The 20,321-nt window shown below is 36.1% G+C and carries 17 protein-coding genes and 12 tRNA genes; 2 read left to right on the forward strand and 27 right to left on the reverse strand.

What is annotated here, in order from left to right; all coding sequences use genetic code 11:
* Positions 1–7 precede the first annotated feature (7 nt).
* The 21 genes from ACM6F9_RS19635 to ACM6F9_RS19735 form a co-directional block, all read right to left on the reverse strand.
* Positions 8–83, reverse strand: a tRNA-Leu gene (locus tag ACM6F9_RS19635).
* Positions 84–179: 96 nt separating this feature from the next.
* Positions 180–253: transfer RNA gene (locus tag ACM6F9_RS19640), tRNA-Leu, on the reverse strand.
* A 370-nt stretch (positions 254–623) separates the two neighbouring features.
* Positions 624–695 (reverse strand) — tRNA-Glu (locus tag ACM6F9_RS19645).
* A 77-nt stretch (positions 696–772) separates the two neighbouring features.
* Positions 773–859 (reverse strand) — tRNA-Tyr (locus ACM6F9_RS19650).
* 191 nt (positions 860–1,050) lie between these two features.
* Positions 1,051–1,132 (reverse strand) — tRNA-Cys (locus ACM6F9_RS19655).
* Between the two features lie 216 nt (positions 1,133–1,348).
* Positions 1,349–1,420, reverse strand: a tRNA-Asn gene (locus ACM6F9_RS19660).
* A 4-nt stretch (positions 1,421–1,424) separates the two neighbouring features.
* Positions 1,425–1,498, reverse strand: a tRNA-Ile gene (locus ACM6F9_RS19665).
* Positions 1,499–1,500: 2 nt separating this feature from the next.
* Positions 1,501–1,575: transfer RNA gene (locus ACM6F9_RS19670), tRNA-Glu, on the reverse strand.
* A gap of 6 nt (positions 1,576–1,581) precedes the next feature.
* A tRNA-Pro gene (locus tag ACM6F9_RS19675) sits at positions 1,582–1,653 on the reverse strand.
* Positions 1,654–1,724: 71 nt separating this feature from the next.
* Positions 1,725–1,798, reverse strand: a tRNA-Arg gene (locus ACM6F9_RS19680).
* 7 nt (positions 1,799–1,805) lie between these two features.
* Positions 1,806–1,879, reverse strand: a tRNA-Lys gene (locus ACM6F9_RS19685).
* Between the two features lie 8 nt (positions 1,880–1,887).
* Positions 1,888–1,955 (reverse strand) — tRNA-His (locus ACM6F9_RS19690).
* A gap of 575 nt (positions 1,956–2,530) precedes the next feature.
* The gene (locus ACM6F9_RS19695) at positions 2,531–2,659 is read right to left on the reverse strand and encodes a penicillin-binding protein (protein WP_164976820.1); all 129 of its coding nucleotides are present in this window, start codon (positions 2,657–2,659) and stop codon (positions 2,531–2,533) included.
* A 231-nt stretch (positions 2,660–2,890) separates the two neighbouring features.
* A complete protein-coding gene (locus ACM6F9_RS19700) occupies positions 2,891–3,913 on the reverse strand; it encodes a hypothetical protein (protein WP_414847257.1) in 1,023 nt (340 codons plus the stop codon).
* Positions 3,906–5,600, reverse strand: a complete 1,695-nt coding sequence (locus ACM6F9_RS19705) for an APC family permease (RefSeq protein WP_414847258.1) — start codon at positions 5,598–5,600, stop codon at positions 3,906–3,908. Before ACM6F9_RS19705 ends, ACM6F9_RS19700 begins: the two co-directional genes overlap by 8 nt.
* Entirely contained in the window at positions 5,590–7,968 is a 2,379-nt protein-coding gene (locus ACM6F9_RS19710) for a hypothetical protein (RefSeq protein WP_414847259.1), read from the reverse strand. Before ACM6F9_RS19710 ends, ACM6F9_RS19705 begins: the two co-directional genes overlap by 11 nt.
* Positions 7,959–8,702, reverse strand: a complete 744-nt coding sequence (locus ACM6F9_RS19715) for a hypothetical protein (protein ID WP_414847260.1) — start codon at positions 8,700–8,702, stop codon at positions 7,959–7,961. The genes ACM6F9_RS19710 and ACM6F9_RS19715 overlap by 10 nt, the downstream gene beginning before the upstream one ends.
* Positions 8,675–9,808, reverse strand: coding sequence for an AAA family ATPase (locus ACM6F9_RS19720; RefSeq protein WP_414847261.1), 1,134 nt, complete (start codon positions 9,806–9,808; stop codon positions 8,675–8,677). The genes ACM6F9_RS19715 and ACM6F9_RS19720 overlap by 28 nt, the downstream gene beginning before the upstream one ends.
* 12 nt (positions 9,809–9,820) lie before the next feature.
* Positions 9,821–10,396 (reverse strand): DUF4919 domain-containing protein, encoded by a 576-nt coding sequence (locus tag ACM6F9_RS19725; RefSeq protein ID WP_414847262.1) that lies wholly within the window; start codon positions 10,394–10,396, stop codon positions 9,821–9,823.
* The gene (locus ACM6F9_RS19730) at positions 10,389–11,045 is read right to left on the reverse strand and encodes a hypothetical protein (RefSeq protein WP_414847263.1); all 657 of its coding nucleotides are present in this window, start codon (positions 11,043–11,045) and stop codon (positions 10,389–10,391) included. Before ACM6F9_RS19730 ends, ACM6F9_RS19725 begins: the two co-directional genes overlap by 8 nt.
* 286 nt (positions 11,046–11,331) lie before the next feature.
* On the reverse strand, positions 11,332–11,724 hold the full coding sequence (locus ACM6F9_RS19735) for a VOC family protein (RefSeq protein WP_414847264.1): 393 nt from the start codon (positions 11,722–11,724) through the stop codon (positions 11,332–11,334).
* A gap of 261 nt (positions 11,725–11,985) precedes the next feature.
* Between ACM6F9_RS19735 and deoD the strand changes: the two genes are divergently transcribed.
* Complete coding sequence (gene deoD / locus ACM6F9_RS19740) at positions 11,986–12,696, forward strand: purine-nucleoside phosphorylase (protein ID WP_414847265.1); 711 nt, start codon at positions 11,986–11,988, stop codon at positions 12,694–12,696.
* A 52-nt stretch (positions 12,697–12,748) separates the two neighbouring features.
* Here the strand turns inward: deoD and ACM6F9_RS19745 are convergent, their stop codons facing one another.
* From ACM6F9_RS19745 to ACM6F9_RS19755, 3 genes are all read right to left on the reverse strand, one after another.
* Entirely contained in the window at positions 12,749–13,534 is a 786-nt protein-coding gene (locus tag ACM6F9_RS19745) for a TatD family hydrolase (protein WP_414847266.1), read from the reverse strand.
* Between the two features lie 220 nt (positions 13,535–13,754).
* Positions 13,755–14,405, reverse strand: a complete 651-nt coding sequence (locus ACM6F9_RS19750) for a hypothetical protein (RefSeq protein WP_414847267.1) — start codon at positions 14,403–14,405, stop codon at positions 13,755–13,757.
* A 2-nt stretch (positions 14,406–14,407) separates the two neighbouring features.
* Positions 14,408–15,121: a DUF434 domain-containing protein gene (locus ACM6F9_RS19755; protein ID WP_414847268.1), complete on the reverse strand. Its 714-nt coding sequence runs from the start codon at positions 15,119–15,121 to the stop codon at positions 14,408–14,410.
* Positions 15,122–15,392: 271 nt separating this feature from the next.
* Between ACM6F9_RS19755 and ACM6F9_RS19760 the strand changes: the two genes are divergently transcribed.
* Positions 15,393–16,232, forward strand: coding sequence for a DUF4822 domain-containing protein (locus ACM6F9_RS19760; RefSeq protein WP_414847269.1), 840 nt, complete (start codon positions 15,393–15,395; stop codon positions 16,230–16,232).
* A gap of 79 nt (positions 16,233–16,311) precedes the next feature.
* On the opposite strand, the gene ACM6F9_RS19765 is transcribed toward ACM6F9_RS19760, so the two are convergent.
* The 3 genes from ACM6F9_RS19765 to ACM6F9_RS19775 all read right to left on the reverse strand — a co-directional run bounded on the left by ACM6F9_RS19765 (position 16,312) and on the right by ACM6F9_RS19775 (position 20,036).
* Positions 16,312–17,361, reverse strand: coding sequence for an MBL fold metallo-hydrolase (locus ACM6F9_RS19765; RefSeq protein WP_414847270.1), 1,050 nt, complete (start codon positions 17,359–17,361; stop codon positions 16,312–16,314).
* A 131-nt stretch (positions 17,362–17,492) separates the two neighbouring features.
* Positions 17,493–18,188, reverse strand: a complete 696-nt coding sequence (locus ACM6F9_RS19770) for a hypothetical protein (RefSeq protein ID WP_414847271.1) — start codon at positions 18,186–18,188, stop codon at positions 17,493–17,495.
* Positions 18,189–18,284: 96 nt separating this feature from the next.
* Complete coding sequence (locus ACM6F9_RS19775) at positions 18,285–20,036, reverse strand: alkaline phosphatase D family protein (protein ID WP_414847272.1); 1,752 nt, start codon at positions 20,034–20,036, stop codon at positions 18,285–18,287.
* Positions 20,037–20,321 lie beyond the last annotated feature (285 nt).

The following is a 20,321-nucleotide window of genomic DNA, read 5'->3' on the forward strand; positions in this document are numbered from 1 at the left end:
ATATTTTTGGTACGGAAAGAGGGATTCGAACCCCCAAAAGCTTGATCCTAAATCAAGAGTGTCTACCATTCCACCATTCCCGCAGATTTTATGAGTAATGATTAATTGGTAATAAGTAATATGAAAATCTGTCATTATTATTCATTACTTATTGCTCATCATTTATCGCTCATATTTTGTACCTCTCCCCAGATTCGAACTGGGACTTTACGGGGTTTAAAGCCGTTTTCTCTGCCAATTGGAATAGAGAGGCTGCTGTTTTTATAAGTAATGAGTAATCGGTAATTAGTAATAGAAAATCTATGGTTATTACTCATTATTTATTACTTATTGCTCATATTATATTTAGGTTTGAGAAAGCTCCGTCTGTTTATAAACTATGCCTGTTAGTGTTTGTAAAGATCTTCTATGCTGGACAAACCTTTCTCATTTCCTAATTGTATTGTATTTTAAAAAAGTAAAAGGCTGTCTGTTTTTATTGACTAAAGATCTTCTGCTCTCGACAGTCCTTTTTTCTCTTTTCTTATTTTTTGTGTGAATGGTAACTGGCCAATTTTTTTAAAAAAATCTGAACTTTCATGGTATTAATATCAATTCAATATTGACCAGCTATTCACATCCAGTACTCTATAAGGGAATCGAACCCTTGTTTTCTGCTCGAAAGGCAGGCGTCCTCACCGTTAGACGAATAGAGCATTGAACCACTGACCAGGAATCGAACCTAAACAACAAGAGTACATTTCCTGCATGCTGCCATTACATTATCAGTGGTTGGTGGAAGTAGTAGGATTCGAACCTACTCAGCAATGAAGCAACAGATTTACAGTCTGCCCCGACTCTCCAACTTCGGCGTACTTCCGGATATTTATGAGCAATTAGTAATAAATAATTTCTCATTTTTTTTCCTTTCAAAAAAGAAAAGGGCTGTCTTTATATTGAATGTTTAACTAAAGATCTTCTGCGCTCGACAGCCTTTTTCTTTTATTAATAAAGGATATTCGTTGCTATAGATGATAAAAGATTCTTATATCTCCTATAGTTTTTACATTGAGATGGCTATGGGATTCAAACCCACTCAGTTTACACAACGGTTTTGCAGACCGCCCCGACTCTTCCACTTCGGCGAACCATCAAATAAAAAAATAAAGCCTGTCTTAATTTGTTTGAAGAACTTCTGCGCTTGACAAACTTTATTTTTACCTAAAAATTTATAAATGATCACAATTAATTTCTAATGATTCCGGAGAGAAGAAAAGCCTGTCTGTATTTTTCGTGTTTGGCGTAAAGATCTTCTGCTCTCGACAAACTTTTACTTTTTCTCCTGAAACAATTAACAATTAGTTACCTGCGATTTTGGAAAGACTCGAACTTTCAACTACTGGTTTAACAAACCAGTGCTCTTCCATTGAGCTACAAAATCATTGTAATTTCGGAAGGACTCGAACCTTCAACCTTCGGTGTATCAGACCGACACTCTAACCACTTGAGCTACGAAATCATTGGTATTCCATAAGGGGATCGAACCCTTGTCGTTCGGTAGAAAGCCGAATGCACTTACCACTATGCTAATGGAACAAATTGTCTGGAAAGCAAGATTCGAACTTGCGACCTCCCGCGTCCAAGACGGGTAAACAACCACCGTTATCTTTCCAGCTTTGGGGTTCACTTCTGTTTCTTTTCCGGGAGACAGCCGGATGGGAAATTTTCCATGAACCTTTTCTTTGTGATTCCGAGAGGGCTCGAACCTCTAACCCTGGGTTTAGAAAACCCATGCTCTATCCAATTGAGCTACGGAACCGTTTTTGTAATCCCAGAAAGATTTGAACTTTCAACCCCCGGTTTAAAAGACCGGTGCTCTAACCATTTGAGCTATGAGATTTTCTATTTTGGGTATCTCCGGGGATCGAACCCTGTTCTCCGGTTCCACAGACCGGCGCTTTACCAAATAAGCTAAAGAAACCATAAAAAAAGCGCCTCTTTTCGGGAGGCGCTTCATATATTTAAACGTAAGAGATCATTAGCTGACCCACGTATATAAGCACCTTTTATCCACAATTCCACTTTCAAGAATACACGCAACACCTGTCGGCTCTTGTCCGAATAGTCTTGAATATCGATTGAATATGTTGTGTAACTGTTTCATTTTATTTTTGTTTGTTTCTAAATTATTTTTAATTGAATCCTGAAAACCTGTTGCTTTCAATTTTCGGTTGCAAAGTAAATATGATTTTTTTTAACCTGCAAATAAATTTTTAAATTAAAACATTGATAACCAATTAATTACGAGTTAAATTTAGAATAGAGAATTTCTGTCCGCAATATTTTGCAGATATCTTAATTACCTAAATGACTGTCTCTCATCGGGTTGCTTATCACTCTATTTTATCGTATTAAAGTTTCATTGTTAATTAAAAAATTTTCATGTTTATAGTTATTTTTTTTCATTCTAAATAATTTCTGACCTAAAAAACAAAAAACGCCTCGGTTTTCCGAGGCGTTTCTGTTGTATTTTGATTAATTTTTTACAAGTTTATAGTAAATAATTTCCAAAGTCAGCACATTTCGCCTCATTCCATATCACCTCATCACGTCCGAATAATCCTTTATTAGAAGGACTTTCGAATAGTTCCGCATTGATATGTGCTCTTTGTATTGTCATAATTTTCTGGTGCAAAGATAAATCTTTTTTGGTTTTATTTTATCATCTTCACAAGGAAGGGTAATAAAAAGGGAGGTTATGATACTTATAGATAATGCTTTTTTTAACGCAAAGTATTTATTTCTTTATACAATATTTTAAGGGAGCTAAGAAAGAAGCGATTTTCAATCGATTGGATGAGGCGAACGTTTTATTTTTGCTTAGTATAAGTTGTTCTTCTCAATTTTGTGTTTAATTTCTAAACATTTTATTTCTTCCTGTTTTGAATCTAGAAATGTCTTTGAGAATTACCTCATCATGGGGATTAAAAAATTTCAGTTCATTGACAATCTCTGAACGGGTATTTACTTTTTCCGCGATGATTTCATAGGCTATATTTCTGGTTGCTGCCTGTAACTTCGGGTCTTTCCTGAATTCATGTTTCATGGCTTCCAGATAGGTGATCTTTTTGTAGGCTGGCGTGTTTTCGTACAAATTCAGAATTTCAGATTCTAATTTTTTAACGTCAAAAATATTGGCAAAATAGTTATTCAAACAGTTGAAGGCGTCTTTATCTTCTTCCCATCCTTTCAACAGTACTTTCTGAGCATCTTCTGTTTTTTCCATCTTTTTACGATAAACCAGTGAAGCTTTCACCATCTGGCTGTTGCCTACATAATCATCTGCCACCATCTGATAATAGGAATGGGCATTTCTAAGATCGTTAATTTCTTTGTAGAGATCTCCTACTTTTTCTTTTTGTTCCATTTCTTTATAAAGGTCAATGGCTTTTTTGTATTGTTTTGCTTTTTCGTAGCAGACGGCAGCATCGGATTTATTATTCAGTTTTTTAAGATATACTACGGCTGCTTCATTATAGAATCCTCCATTTTCCAGAGTTTTTGCTCCTCTGTAGTTGTCCTGTAAAAGGTTCATGTATACTCTGGCTGCTTTTTTATAGTCTTTTTCAGCAATATATTTTTCGGCAAGTTCTTCGTATTTGCTTCTGATTCTGTCAAAAAGTGAATTTTCCAGATAGAAACTACTGCTTCCGCTGCCTTTTCTTCCTGCAGAATTTCTGTTGTTTTGTTCTTTATCTTTCAAAGAGGTGATCACCAAAAGAATGATAAAAGCTACAATCAGGAAAATGATTAAAGTCCCGATCACACTCCAGAAACTTTCATGGAATAGCTGGGCTACAATCCCGACAACCTTAAACATGGCCAACAGTACAAATGCTGCTATAAATTTGTCTATAAATTTCTGTCTATTCATCATCATCGGAATTTAAAATGGTTTTATCTTCTCTAAACAGACGATAGAGAAGTAACATCACACAAATCACCAAAATCCATACAAACCAATTGTACCCAAACATTTTGACCAGCGGATAAAATAAGTATACAAGCATGGCTACAAGGATGGCAATTAAAATAAACTTTACCCATACCGGAACATTGTCTCCGCCAAGGTTTAACGATTTATTTTTAAACAGGAATAAATACAATCCTACTCCGGCAATCATCAGGATCACCATGTACATAATATCTGAAACCGGAGCCTTTTTCTCTAATGGGCTTCCTTCGGGAGCGATCGCTTTTACTTTTGCTTTATCAATAGATGCAGAAGAAGGATCTACAATATCTAGCGTCCCGTAAAGTTTCCCTAAAGAATCTGCCATTAAAGCTTTTCTTTTTTTCAGAAGATATTTTATGACATCTCCATTCACTGGCTTTCCTTTGGTGTATTGTTTCAGAGAATCTGAAATTTTACGTTGCAGCTTTTCGGTTTTTTCTTCTATATGTTTTGTAATTTTTTTTGTGTAGATCGTTTTGAGAGAATCTCTGCTTTGTTTTTCTTTATTCACAAGCTTCCCAATGTCACTCCCTATTTCACTGACCTCTCTTCCGCCTGCTTTTTTATAGTTTTCTTTATCTTCTTTTGTTTTGGACTCTATGATTCCTGCATTAATAAGCTCTTTGGATAATCCTTTTCTCTGCTGGTGATACATTGAATCAATCTTAAGATCAATTTCTGACGTTCCGGACTGGAAAGCAATCATGTCCGAAGGTGCCTTTACTGCATTACTTTCAATTTTTCCTGAAGAACCTACTTCTTCCCGCTCAGAATTATTTTTATCTGAAGGTAATGCAATTCTTAGTACAATAGCTGCAATAATAAGCGCCCAGAATATTCTACGAAAATTCTTTGTTCCTGCACTTTCTGTTTTACCTGTAGAACCTCCGCCAAATAATCCTTCCAGCCAGGTAAACTGACCAAAACCATCACCTCTGGAAGTTCCCATTACATCCAGGGAAACACCCAATTCTACCGCTCTTTCAGGATATTTTTCAATGTATTTTAAATATTTTTCTATTTCTTTTTTATTCCCGGCCATTACTTTTTTAAGATCAAATGGCAGGTTGTTCATCCATTCTTCTTCGGTTTGTTTTGGCTGTAATGCTTCCATTACTTTTTCATCATCCATTTCCACCGTATAACTTTCTATTTTTTGTGGAATTGAAACTCCTTTCAGAGGCTTTCTGATGGTTTCATCAATTGTTTCCGGCTGTTGAATTAATGAAATCCAGTCGATTTCTTCAGACAATTTTACCAATCCGAATTCTGGATGCATAATCAGAAAACGGGAGTCAAGCTGTGACCAGTCTTCCTGATTTATTTTGGGGTAAAAGGTTGTATTTTCAGGGATAAAAAGCCTGTCGTCCACGCTTTGAAAGTAAGCATTTCTACCTATTTCTTGTGGAGCATGATCATTAAAAATAAGAAAACATCCATACAGCACATTAGGGCTATTTGCCGGAATAGCATAAGACCTAACCTGACTTAAATTGATCCCAAGGACTTCCATTTCCTGAAACCATACCACGGGTGAGGAACCTTTAATCAAAAGTCCTTTTTTGGGATAGTTATTTTTCGGGAAAGGTTTTATTCTAAGCTCCATACTCCAAAATCTGTTCTATAAATGGTTTTAAAAACCTGTCGCACATATCATCCATTGTTCTTACTTTCAACAATGCATGTTCCGGAAGATAATATTCTGACCCACCAAATTCCGTATAGGTAGCCAACGAGAGGAAACCGCCCAATGTGGAGGGAATAAAGAATTCTTCAATACTCTTGTTACTGCTTCGGAAGGTCAGCATTCCTCGTGAATCGGTAATGATTTCACTTCCATCAGGGAATGTAAATTTATTTTTATTCTGCTCTGCAAAAATTCGGATATCATATTTGTTTTTGGAAAAATTTAACGTGTTTTCGGAAGCACTGTATAATTCATTCCCGGAAACAACAAGGTTTTCGTATTTATTGATTCCGATTTTATTAAAATTATTGATTATTCTTAAACCGCTTCCTTTCAGCTTAGCAACCTCAGCTTCGGCTTTTATATTATTTTTCTCAAATTCTTTCTCTTTCCCGGTGACAGGTTCTACAGAAATATTTCCATCAATGTTAATTTTATAATAGGTCTCATTATCCGGGTAATGCAGGTAAAAATTACGCCCAAAATATACCAGTCTGTAGGACTCAGGAATATTCATCCCAGTAAGATTCTGGTCAGAGTATTCTCCTGTATTAAGATTAAGCTTTGATATTAATTTCTGACCAGAATGATATTGACAGAGAATAAAGTGCTGCTGTCTGTTTTTTGCGAGGGCAAACTGTCCTTTTGGCTTTATGGAAATTTTATCAAACAAAACTTCACAGCCATGATGTGTTTTATAATAATCATAAGAGTGTCTGTCGTAATAATTATCGGAAAGATAAGTTTTCAGTAATTCCTTTTTTGAACTTAGAATAAAAAATTCTCCTTCATATAAAAACTTAGCGATTTTATTGACTGGTGTTGGAAATAAGCTCGGGTAGTTTTGTGGGAGATCTGTTTTCTTTCCGTTAAAATTATGAGTAGATTGTTTTTGCTGCGGTGGGTTGGCCCACAACTCCTGCAATGGAAGTTTTATCTTCTGGATATGTTTTCTTGCTCCTTTATGATGTTTGTAAAAATTGATTTCTCCATCTGAAGACGTTGTCACCAGAAATTTTAATTGATCTCTATTTTGATGTACAACCCTCTGAATTTTCTCATCAGCCATATTATCCTGATGGGTAATGAAGAACACTTCAATATCATTTTCTGAATTGTGTTCATTAAAAAATTTCTCCAGCGATTCAGAAACTTCCAGAACGGGACTAACTTGATTAAGATTTTCAACCACCTCTTCCACTTTGTTGAGTGTAATGGGAATGCCTGCCTGTCCTAAGGCAAAGACTTTACATTCTGAATGGGCTTTAGGATGTTTTATAACCGCAATTGCAGAAGCATAGGCTAATACTTTAGGTGTTCCCCAGTTTCTAAGGGAAGTATCAATCAGGATAATTCTTTCAAAAATATTTTCTTCAGGCGGTATTTCTCTTTGAATGTAAAGCGCCTCATTATTGGCTACACGATTCATGAAGACGTCATCTTCATTGGCAAATTCGGAAAGAAGCATTCTGTGGAAATCACCTTTATTGGTCATATCAGAAATTCCTCCGATGGGTTGTTCCCCTGGAGAGAGATGACGCATTGGAATTTTCAGTCCGCTCCAGATTCTTTTGATCAGGCTTCCTACCTGAAAAGTCTTGGGCTCTTCAATCAATTCTTTGATGAAATCTTTATTGGTATCTGCTGTAGTTTCTTCTTCTACCACCTCATCATCCAATTCAGGTTCATGAATCAATCCTTTCATGGAATCAATGATGGATTGTACAGTGGGAAACTTTTCATTCAGATTCAAAGCGCTTAAATCTTTGTTTAAAGCTGATGAACCGTCTTCGTATTTTTCTGCACTGACAGCAAGTTCCTGTGGTCTTTTATAATAGATCTTTAAAAAAGCGTCTGAAAGACTTGATGATAAACTATTATGACCATTTCCAAAAAGAGTTTGCAGCAATACAATTCTGGTTTGCTTCTGTTTGTAAACTTTGGGAAGTGATTTTATTTTTTCCAGAAATTCAATTTGTTTTTCCACACGGAATTCAAAATCCTCTCCACTGTAAAATTTGGCTGTGCGTCTCAACGGACTGGCAAAATCTGTATAGCCGTCCTGCATCGCGTATAAAACCATAAGCAATGCCCCGAAAGGAGGCCATCCCACGGGCTGAAGCTGGTTCAGAATTTCCATTACATAAGGTCTGTAAGCAATGGCTCCCACCTCCGGAACGGAGAGAAGATTGTTATCATGATAACCGCAATCTCCAGGAACATCTTCATCTGTTTTCCATTCCCAAAAGTAATTTTCGTAGGACTGGAAATAAGCCTTTAATTCCATTCTCTTGATTTTTCGGTAAGACGGAATGAACTTACAGATAACGGACGGAAATCGGTTCCTTTAATTAAAAGACTGTTTCCTTTTTCGTCCCATAACAGTAAGTCTTCCGGTTCTTTATTATATTTCTGCTGCAACAGCGTACTGACGTTTTTAAATTCAAAATCCAAACCGGCAGGCAGCAGATGTCTGTCTTTGGTCCAATAGGTCTTTCCGGGAAAGCTTAGAAGTGGAACTCCAACAAACAGAGCTTTATCTCCCAGCAAAGTCCATTTTATTTTTTCAAGTTTAAATTTGGGCAATGCGATGATACTTTCTTTAATATCAGCAATATTGCTGAGTAAAGCGATTACCGGCTGTTCTTCATTACTTTCTTTCAGTTGTATCTGAACCTGTTCATGAATACCAAAATAATTTTGGTTGGAAGGTGGAAAACTAAGTTGCAATGCTTTATCTATAGAAATCCAAAGCAATGCGGTTCTCATTTTTTTGCTTGGAACCAAAGCTTCTTTCCTGAATAAAAGTCCATCACGAAGTTCATATAAAATAAAATCCGGCAATTGTTGTATTTCAGAAGCGGCTGCCTGTTCATCGGTAAAACCTTTCAGCCAGATCGTGTCATCATCTACAGCAATATGAATGTTTTTCCAGTCTCTGATTGAGCCCAGAAAATCTTCATCAGAACGGGGAATTTCCGCCCAGAATTCTTTTAAACGCTTTGAAGAATCTTCTGCCATAAGTTTTCTATTTCTTGCTGTATATACTGCTTCTGTTCCGGATTTCTGATCCAGTCACAACGGGTCTGCAGATATCTCAGTTTATCTTTTATTACATTTTGTTCTTCGAAACTCAATGTTCCTCCATTCCATTTTTCCACAAGAATTTTTACGTCTTTCATGACTTCTTCAGGATTGGGGGTTTTATTCTGCATTGCCTGTGGATGGGAATCCGGATGATCATCTTTCTCAATCGTCCTGTTGATAATCCCTTCCAGAATTTCAATCTGTTCTTCTGTATCCCAGATATGTTTCAAAACCCAGAGGTCGGAAAGTACAGCTTCTTTTCTTCCGCAGATCAGGGCGCTTGCAGCAATCAGGTTCTGAAGTTTCACAGCTCTACGATCTGAAATAGCAATTCCTGTGTTTCTGAGGCTCATAATGGTATTCAGGTAAACTTCATAAATAGGTTTAAGATCTATTGTTCTACACAGATTTTGTAATTGTCTGATCTCATCAGCATGAATTTCCGGAACTTCGGTTTCTTCTTCGTTTTCCAGCTTTCTTCCGGCCAAAAGTACTTGTTGTAAGAGTTCCGGATTAACGTAATCTACATTAATTCTTACCAAAAAACGGTCAAATAAAGCATTCAAAGCTTCATCTTCCGGAAGAACGTTACTCGCTCCTACAAACATCAGTGAAGGTAAGTGTTTGGTTTCCTTTCCTCTTTTAAAGATTTTTTCGTTGAGCGCTGTCAAAAGTGAGTTCAAAATAGCAGAGTTGGCATTGAAGATCTCATCCAGGAAAACCATGGAAGCTTCCGGCATCATTCCTTCCGTATTGGTCAGAAGTTCTCCTTCTTTCAGTTTTCTGATGTCAAAAGGTCCGAAAATCTCATTCGGTTCTGTAAAACGGGTCAGCAGATATTCAAAATTTTTGCCATCTCTTACTGTTTTTGCCAGCGTTCTGACAATTGCTGATTTTGCCGTTCCCGGAGGTCCGTATAAAAAAGCATTTTCTCTCGCCAAAAGGCATATTCCTAGCAGATCTACGACATCATTTTTACCTACAAAAGTATCTTTTACGTAGTTAAGGACTGTGTTAAGCTGATTTATATTCTGGTTCATTGATTTAAAAAATTAAAATTTCCACCACTTTTTCTTCTGGGGTTTCTCTTCTGCTTTATTCTCTGCCTGTTCATTTCTTTTACTGAATGAAAAAGCCAGTCTCTGATAAGGATCTTTGATGTCGAAATATAGCTGCGTTCCATCATCCAGTGTAAGTGCATCCATAATCTTATCTCCATCCTTGACCAGACTTTGGGAGACATCCTGCTTATTGAGGTGATGTCTGATCAGGTCTCTTTCATCAGAAATTCTTGTGATAATATAGGGAGAATCTTTGGTTCCGTCACCTGTCTTTTCAAGACATTCAAAAATAATCTGTGCTATGGTCATTTCAATATTTCTTCCTTTTTCATCACCCAGTTCTTTGTAAGCAAAATATTTATAGATATGGGCTCTTGGACTCAGCAAAATATTGACATTAACATATTGTATAACCTCTTCAAATTTTCCTTCATTGAGTAAATCCTGTATGTTTTCAATATCTTCAGAATAAGGATCATATTCCGGATCATTGATCACCATTTCACGACATTTCAGGAATGTTTCTTTTGTTGGATCGGTTAAAAATTCAAATACTTTCTCATACATTTTCATTGTTTTCTTCGGTTATAGTTTTTAGTTCTCTCCAGAATGCGTCTTTGTGCATTCCAAATTCGGCTGTCAGCAGTTTATTTATCAACGGAATTTCCGCCAGTTTATAATCTTTTTTCTCAACAATTCTTTCCAGATAGAGTTTCCGGTATGTACTGTCTTTCAGTTCCTCCTTCCAATTCATATTCGGCAGATCAAGATCATACCCAATTCCGGAATAGTGAAATTGTATCAGAATATTTTCCAGCATTGAAATTAAGGGATCTTCAGGATCAACTGTGTTTAAAGCAACAATTACCTGGGGTAAAAATCTCAGTGACAAATCTACAGATAAGATAGAAGAAATATCCCGAGTTCCTTTGAATCCGGGAATAAGATTGTCGATATTTTTTTCAGTATTTTCTCTGATCAGATATAGCTGTGCACTATGGTAGAGGACTTTTGCTGCCCAAACAGCAGCCTCTTTGTTGCAGGATAATTGGTCTGACAAAAACTCAAGTCGTTCTTTTTCAAATTCTCCTTCAAAATAATCTCCTGCTTCCACCTCTTCCTGAGGGGAAATTTTCTGTAAGTTTGAAAAAAGAGTAATACATTCTTCCTTACGAAGCAAAAAGATCGTGTCTAAAAACGGTGACTTGGTTTCCATGATCTAACAAAAATAAAATTATTTCGTTGAGAATAAAATTTTTATGAAGAAGATTCATGTTAAATATGGGTTCTTTGGTAATTATAAGGTTGGAAAACGCAAAGGCGCAAAGAGAATAAGGATGATGATATTTTTTAAGGCGCAAGAAAATCAAAGATTTTCAGCAAAGCTTTCTCTTAACTATTTAATACACTAATACTATAAAAATTTTGCGCCCTTGCGTTTCTAAACTCATTTCATTATTTTAACAATAGATTGCTTCGTCGCTAAAGCTCCTCGCAATGACTTATTGTGATACGATTTCAATGATATTATTTTCCGGATCAAGGATTACGCTTTCATAATAGCCGTCTCCCGTGGTACGAGGTTCTCCCGCAACTTTATATCCGTCTTTTCTTAATGTTTCGGTAAGCTCATCTACTTTTTGTTTGTTATCCACAGAAAATGCAAGGTGAATGATTCCGTACTGCTGGGATTCGTAAGAGTTTTCACTTTCTTTAATATCCGGTTTGGTCATAATTTCAAGGCGGCAGCCATTCTCAAAGCTTAAAAAATAGGATTGAAAATTTTTAACCGGATTATGGTATTTTTCATTAGATACCGCTCCAAAATACTTCTGATAGAACGTTCTGGATTTTTCAAGATCTTTAACCCAAATGGCAATGTGCTCAATTTTCATTTTTAAAATTTAAATATTTACTTCTGCAAAAGTAGCCGGGCTGCTTTCACAATACCTGCTCTACATTATTCTTTTGTTGTTCTGTATTTACCAGGTTATTTTTTTGATTCATACAAAATACTTTATCTAAAATTTCATTTAAAACATTTATTAATAATATTTTATACATTCTATTGATGAGAGACCGCTTCATTGTTTCTATTATCGCAATAACCGAAACAAACTAAAAGTTATTATCTTTGCTCCATTCAAAAAAACATTATGAGTATTCACATCAGTGCCAAAAAAGGAGAAATTGCTAAAGTAGTATTGCAGCCGGGGGATCCGCTTCGTGCACAGTATATTGCTGAAAATTATTTAGAAAATGCTAAACTGGTAAGCAAAACCAGAGGTATTTTTTATTATACAGGTCTTTATAAAGGGAAGGAAATTACTGTAGGAGCAAGTGGAATGGGTTTCCCAAGTATCGGAATCTATTCTTTTGAGCTGTTCACAGAATATGAAGTAGATACGATTATCAGAATCGGGACTTGTGGTGCTTACAATACAGATCTTAAACTTTTTGATATTTTAAATATTGACAAAGCAGCAAGTGAAAGTACTTATGCTAAATATGCATGGGGAATTGAAGATGAAATCCTTTCTCACCAAGGGAATATCTTTACTACCATCAATGAAACAGCTAAAGATTTATCTTTAAATGCTAAGGCAATCAACATTCACAGTAGTGATATTTTCTACAGAAAAGATCCCAATACTCCGGAAATTGCTACAAAATACAACTGTCCTGCAGTAGAAATGGAAGCTTTTGGTTTATTTGCCAATGCTCAGCATTTAGGAAAAAATGCAGCGACTATTCTTACGGTAACGGATATTATCCCTACACACGAAAAAATCTCTGCTGACGAAAGAGAAACAGCTTTGAATCCAATGATGGAACTGGCTTTGGAATCAGCTATAAAGAGTTTATAAAAAATAAATTATCTATAAAAAAAGAGCTTTACTTCATCAGTAGAGCTCTTTTTTATAGTTTGAAAAAATTTCTGGCGGTTTCTGTGGTCTCATCTGCAACTTCAGAAATGCTGATCTTCTTCAGATGCGCAATTGTTTGTGCTACATAAGGTAAAAATGAAGGTTCATTTCGCCTGTTCTGTATTCTGGGCATGTTTTTCGGAAGCATAAAAGGGGCATCAGTTTCAATCATCATTCTGTCTAGCGGGGCATATTTTATAACGTCTTCGAGATGTTTAAATCTTTTTTCATCACTGATTGCTCCTGTAAATCCTAAATAAAATCCTTTATCAAGATAAGTCTTTGCTTCGTTCAAAGTTCCGGTAAAACAATGTACTACAGCTTCAGGTAATCTGGAAAGATATTCATCTGTAATGTCATTAAATCTTTTAAATGCTGATCTTTCATGAAGAAAAAGGGGTCTATTTACTTCTATGGCAAGCTCCAGTTGTGCCTGATAACATTTTTCCTGAATAGGCCTTGGAGAAAAATCACGATCAAAATCCAGTCCGCACTCTCCTACTGAAATCACGTGATCCAGTTTCAATAGCTTCCTGAGTTCGCTTATACTTTGTTCATTAAAAGATTTGGCATCGTGGGGATGAATTCCCGCTGTTGAAAATAAAATTTCAGGATATTCTTCTGCAATTTCCGCAGATTCTTTGCTGCCTTTTACGCTTGTTCCTGTGAGAATCATATGCTCAACACCATGATCCAAAGCGCGGTTGATAATTTCTTCGTGTTCATTATAGAACTGTTTATTGGTCAGATTAATGCCAATATCAATGTAAGTGTTCATTTTGTTTTTTATTTTTTAGTATATGTTATTTATAAATATAAAATGGAAGTTGATAATATTCTGTTATGATTAATTCATAGCTTCTATTTATCGCTGCAAAAGTAGAAGTTTGGTACGTAATGTTTTTACGTAGGAGAAAAAAGCTGAAAAGGCAAATGGGTGAAATTGCGAAAGTTTTTATTTCCCCTAAGATTTTACAAATGAGATGTTTGTTGATTACTTATTCGTTGATAAATTTCTCGAGAAAACCAATAAGTTTTGTTCCTCCGTGGCTCCAACGGATTCCATGGCCTTCTTTTTCACGCACCTCAAAAACCAGTTCGTGTTTGTAATGGAAGAAAACATTCCACCATGTTTTATTTTCAAGGATATCATTGATTTTTGCCATTACTCTTTCCTGTTTCTGCTGGTTATTTCCTTTGATTTCTCCCCAAAATTCATCATCCATTCTTCCAATGTGCTTTTCCCAGGCTCTCTGTGCAATCGTAATTTCATTGTTGAAGGGTTCCTGACACGCATTGATCAAGATGGCTTTCAAAGGCGGAATTGCTTTTTCATCACGGATACTTGCTGAGGTCAGCCGTTGTCCTAAAATATTTAGCCAATGCTCAATTGAAATGGCTTCCAAAAGTCTGGCTTTTACCTCATCTGAATCACTGCTTTCAAAAACCGCAATAAATTTCCCAAAGCTTTCCTGTCTGTTGATCTTTATTTCTTCATTAAAATAGGGGAAATCCCATTCTAAGGTTTCCTCCTTAAACCTATGAATGTTTTTCTCCAGATTGGCCAGATGTTCTTGTACGAGAATAGCCTTGTATTGGTCTTTCCATGTTTCAGAAAACATGGGAATATAGGGTTTAAACAGATTCATATTTACTTCGTTTTGATCAGATTCATAGTAAGATTTTCTTCTGTGATCAAATATCCTATCAGATTAAACCATTCTTTACAGTGATCCAAAATCCATGCATCAGAAGAGACAATAAGTGCTGAGCTTTCTGCCAGAAATTTATCCGGATTGTACTGGAGATCTGCTTGCCAATTGAGCTGGTGCTGTTCGGCAAATTCAAGAATAATCTGTTTAATTCTTCCACTGTTGGAAACTGGTTTATCAAAGATCCATACCAGTTTATGAATTTGATTTTTCTGATAAAAAAAAGCAACGAGTTCCACTGCTCTTAAGGTTTGATTAACTCTTTTATAAGTTCCGTGAACGCCTGAAAGATCACGAATACAGCCATCCATTCCTTCAAAAATATAAGCTTCGGAAAGCAAGCTTTCCAACAGGATCAAAACATTAAAACCGTCGAGATAAACTGTTTTTCCTCTTAAATCTGTGGCTTCCAACTGCTTCAACTGTCTGTGGTGAAGCTGTACAGCAGATGCAGATGCTCCCCTCAAAGCTTGTATTTGACGGGTTTTCAACCTATATCTGTTTCCTACAAGATCAGAAGCCGCTTTTTCCGGATATTCTCTGCTCAACAGGTAATGCATGTCTTCAACAGCCAGTTTCAGCTTGCTGATCTGTTTCTCTGAACCGAAGAGGGTATCATCGCCGGTATTTTTTCCACGATTTCTGTTATTCATACTCAAAAATAGAATTTTTGATGGATTTTTATGATAGGAAATTGTTTTAATTAATGAAGATTAGAAACCACCCCGTCAAAAATTCTTTGAATTTTTGCCACCCCTCCAAGGGAGGGGAATTGGAAACCTTTGATAGAGAAGTTTGCCAATGCTATTACTTTTCTCATTCTAATTGGGCATTTGTTATGTTTTCTACAACAAAAGAGATATTTCGTACAACACATTGATATTTATTAGAAATAAGTTTGCAAAGACTTAAAAAAATACCCTTATGAATACACTGAAAAAATTATGTTATCTGTCTGCAGCAATGCTGTTATCAGGTTCTTTCATTTCATGTTCAAATGATGATAATGAAATTGTTTTTGAACAGCAGACTCCCTCACAGGTACTGTCTTCTACTCCTTGGGAAACTACCGGTGCCAAAGATAAAAATGGAAATAGTGTGGCTCTTACTGATACCAGCGTTTCCGGATATGTAGGTTTCGCTTATTTTAAAACAGATGGAAAGTTTGCTATTTATAACCTTACGGATGTTCTGAGATCTATGGGAACATGGTCTGTAGATGCACAGGGAAAAACCAGAACTATTGCCGCATTGAACCCGGATGGCACAACTATTTTTACCCGTGATGTGGAGATTCTTGTTTTAAACAGAAATGAATTCACGTACAGAATCCGTCCAAATTCTAGCGATCCGTCTGTTTATTATGATATCATCCATACAAGAACGTCTCATGCAGAACCAGCTAATGGACAGCTTACTTTGGCTTCTACTCCATGGGAAACGACAGGTGCAAAGGATAAAAGCGGGAATAATGTTGCATTAAGTGATGCCAGTGTAGCCGGATTTGTGGGATATTCTTACTTCAAGGCAAACGGAACTTTTAAAATTTTCGGTTTAAATGATGTATTGAGATCCGAAGGAACATGGTCTATTTCTCCCGATGGGAAAAAGAGAACGCTAACGACACCTACGTTCACCCGTGTTGTGGATATTCTGGTTTTGAATGAAACAACGTTTACTTACAGAATTACCCCTGATGCTGCTAACCCAGCTATATTTTACGATATTATTCATACTAAGGTTAGCCATAAGGAACCTTTGTAGTGATTATTTTTTTGATAAGAAGAAAGAAACCTGCTCATTACTGAGCAGGTTTTTATATTTTAAAATTAAACGGAATCTATTACTTATATTCTTCCCACCATTTTTTCCATGTTACTGTTCCCAGCTGATCCAGATTTAATTTTTCTCCCATCACAGGAAGACTTATAGGAATATTGTTTTCTTCTGCATGTTTTGCAGCTAACTCCAAAGGTTCATACCAGGTATGTTGTGCCAGTTTAAATTTGGAATTATGTACCGGGATAAAGTTTTTGGCTTTCAATTCTTTGATTTCTGTCATCAACTGATCCGGTAAGGTATGAATGTAAGGCCACTTTTCGTTATACTGTCCATTTTCCATTATAGCTAGATCAAAGGGGCCATATTTTTCTCCAATTTCTGTAAAATGATTTCCGTAACCGCTGTCACCACCTAAAAACAGATTTTTCGTAGGTGTTTTTAAAACAAAGGAAGTCCAGAGTGAGATATTACGGTTCAATAATCTTCCGGAAAAGTGTCTTGCAGGCGTGAGCGTGACTCTGAAACCTTCTGCAATGTCTATACTTTCCCACCAGTTTTTTTCAATGATTTTGTCAAGATCCCAGCCCCAGTATTCGAAGTGTTGTCCGGTTCCCAAACCACAAATAACTTTGCCAACTTTATCTTTTAATTCCTGAACGGTTTTATAATCCAAATGATCCCAATGATCATGGGAGATAAGGAGGAAATCTATATCCGGCATATGTTCCGGCTTGTAATAATCAGCTCCCTGAAATGCTTTTATAGAACCCGGCATTGGAGATGCATTGCCACTGAAAACAGGATCTATCAAAAACTTTTTTCCATCTACCTGCATGAAATAAGAGCTGTGCCCGAACCACACCAAAACATTTTCTTCCGGCTGAAGATTCTTAAGATCAGTTACCACAAACGGGAGTACCGTTTTTGGTGATGTATTTTCTACTTTACAAAGGCTTTGAAGAAGTAATTTGGTCATACTTTCGCCTTCTAGTAAAGCTGGAGTTTCCAATATATTCTGAAATCTTCCGTTGAGATAATTGGGAAGTGTATTGAAGTACTCTTTTCTTTTTTCATCGGGAAATTGCCCAAGCTGCTTTTTTAAATTTTTCATCCATTTAATTTTAAATCCAGCCCTGATTTTGAAAGAAATGATCTCTATTGCATTGGCTGGCAAATCTTATTTTAAAATAAATATAAGCATAAGATTTAGAGATGTGAAAATAAAATTAAAAGGAAGTGTCCTTAAAAAAGCCATTTAATCAATCCAAGCATGATAGCTCCTAATATTAAACAGCATACAATCATTACAGCAAAAGTTTGTCCTAATGCTATCCAAAATTTTTTATGATCAAATGTAAAATCAACAGGGTTAATATAGTAAACATCATAAACCCATGGATTGATACGCACGTCTGGTCTAAAGTACACAATTCCCTGGATATATCTTCTGCGTAAGGTTTTCAAGTTTCCAATATAGGAAGTATAGCCTGCCTCCATTCCGTCAAAATCTACCTCTTTTACAGAACCATTTTCATATACCTGCAGTACGTAAGTTTTTCTTCTGGGAGTGATACTTATATCATATTCATCTGAAAAGTAATATTTTTCAAGGTTACTGTAAAGAATTTCATCTATGGTTCCGTCCGCTCTTTCGTAATGAATACCCAGGTCATCAACCACGATCTTTCTGACCACTCTTTTTCTGATTTTCTTCTGATAAAGAATAAAGCGATACAGGCCAAAAGCAAGAGCCGGATAATAAACTACTGCTACAATAATAAATAATACAGTTTTATTACTCAACACAATGGGTAATCCCAATATCAGCAGAAATGCCACCAACAATAAAAGTATCCCAAAAGTTCTCGTCAGCCATGTCATAAACCACCACGTTTTAGAAACCAGCGGTAAAAATTCTTTTCTTACATCCTCTCGCATCTGTTCAAGGTACAAAAAACTAAATAATACAAAAGAGCCACAGTGGCACACCATGACTCTTTTCACTAAATTGAAAATAAGATATGATAATTGAAACTATGAAATCGTATAGGTTTTTTCTGTACTTACATTGTAGGTATCAGAAATGATATTGTCTACAAATCTCCATTCTGCTACTGAGCTTCCGGAAGTAAATTTCACGTGCAGATATCCTCTTTTATAAAGATTAGCATAATTCAGATCATCAATCAGCAATGAAAATGCCTGCGCCAGTTCTATTGCTTTTGTAGGATCTGCGCTGATTCCCAGATATCCTTCCAGACCTGGAGAAGAAACGGAACTGCAAGCCAGTTCTGTTCCGATAAATTTACCCTGAGCATCAGTCAGTTTTCCTAACCATGCATTGTGGGTATCCCCTGCCAGTACCACTACATTTTTCCCTGCAAGAATGGAATAAAGCTGTTCTCTTTCCATGAAATATCCATCCCATGCATCTAAATTGTAAGGTAAAGTAGTTGTAATTCTTGCGATTTCCTGAGGTGTCAGAGTATGATCCTGCTGTTTGTATCTTGTTTTTAGGATAATCAACTGTGTAATGGTATTCTGAAGAGCCTGCATAGTGGCCGGCTGTGCACTTCCCTGTTGCTTTATTTCTGCCAGAATCTGATTCAAAAGCATTAATAATTCAGCTGGAACCATCATTTTAGTCATTAAAATCTGCTGTCCAAGTACTTTCCATTTTGCTGTATCGCTATTGATCTGAGAACTCAGCCATGACATCTGCTCACTTCCTATCAGCTTTCTGTTTGTACTTAAAAAGTCTGTTTTAAACTGTACCTGGTTAAAATTCCCTGCGTTATCCAGATAATCGGAGTATTCCATTTGCTTATCTCTGGCAATTACCCTTGTATCCATCATATAAAGAGAAACTATATTTCCGAAGTTGAAACTTCTGTAAATTCTCATATCTTTCCCTGTTTTAAGAGGAATATATTCGCTGTACGCCTGGAAAGCTGCCATTTTTCTTGCCTGAAAGTCACCTTCATTAGGCTGATGATTTTCTGCCCCGGATTTATAGGTATCATTGGCAAACTCATGATCATCCCAAACACAGATAAACGGTTTTTTCTGGTGAAGAAGCTGAAGGTTTTTATCTCCTCTATACTGCCTGTAACGTTCTCTGTAATCACTGAGATTAAGAATTTCCTTTGCAGGAAGATGGGTTCTTCCCAACTGATTCGTATAAGGATTTGTTCCATATTGTCCGGGAGCATATTCATAAATATAGTCTCCAAGATGTACTACAACATCAGCTTCAGATTTTGCAATGGCTCCATATACATTAAAAAGACCAGCAGGAAAATTAGAACAGGATACCACTGCCATTTTCACCTCACTTACAACATCTGATTTCGAGGGTAAAGTAAGGGTTTCTCCTGTTACACTAACTTCTTTTGTTTTGCTGTTATAAAATCTGTAATAATATTTTGTATTGGAAGAAATGTTCTGCACATCTACAGCTACTGTAAAGTCGTTGACTACCGTAGCATTAGCCTGACCTCTTCTTACCACTTCTGAAAAATTGCTGTTTTTACTGATTTCCCATGTAATTTCCGCATCAGTTCCTCTTGAATATCGGGTCCAGATAATGATTCCTGTTGCACTTGGGTCAAAACTTGCCACTCCGGATTCAAAACCTCCGTTTTTAAGATCGTCGGGAGCATTTTCATTTTCAGTAAAATCATCGGCGCAGCTTTCAATTAAAGGAGCAATGAAAATTCCTCCGGCTGCCAATAGTGAATTTTTAAGAAACCTTCTTCTGTTGAAATGGTTGTTGTTTTCCATCATTACTTTTTTTGCAAAGCAACGGTATCCGAGGAAGAAGGCTGTTAACTGAATTTTAAATGTATTTTATGGTTTTTTAAACAAATGTTTAATGTTATACATAAGAAATTTATGCTTATTATTTATTCGAATTATAAGTCAGTTGGAAAGAGAGCAGAAAACTTTATTAAATAAATTCTTTGCTTATCCCAACCTATTAAATCATATGTTACCTTGAAAAACAAAGTTTTTTTTATTCAATTTAACATATATTCATCAATGAAAACATTTTATTAAAAATTTTAATGA

The sequence above is a fragment of the Chryseobacterium sp. IT-36CA2 genome (genome assembly GCF_949767875.1).
Classification (GTDB): Bacteria; Bacteroidota; Bacteroidia; order Flavobacteriales; family Weeksellaceae; genus Chryseobacterium.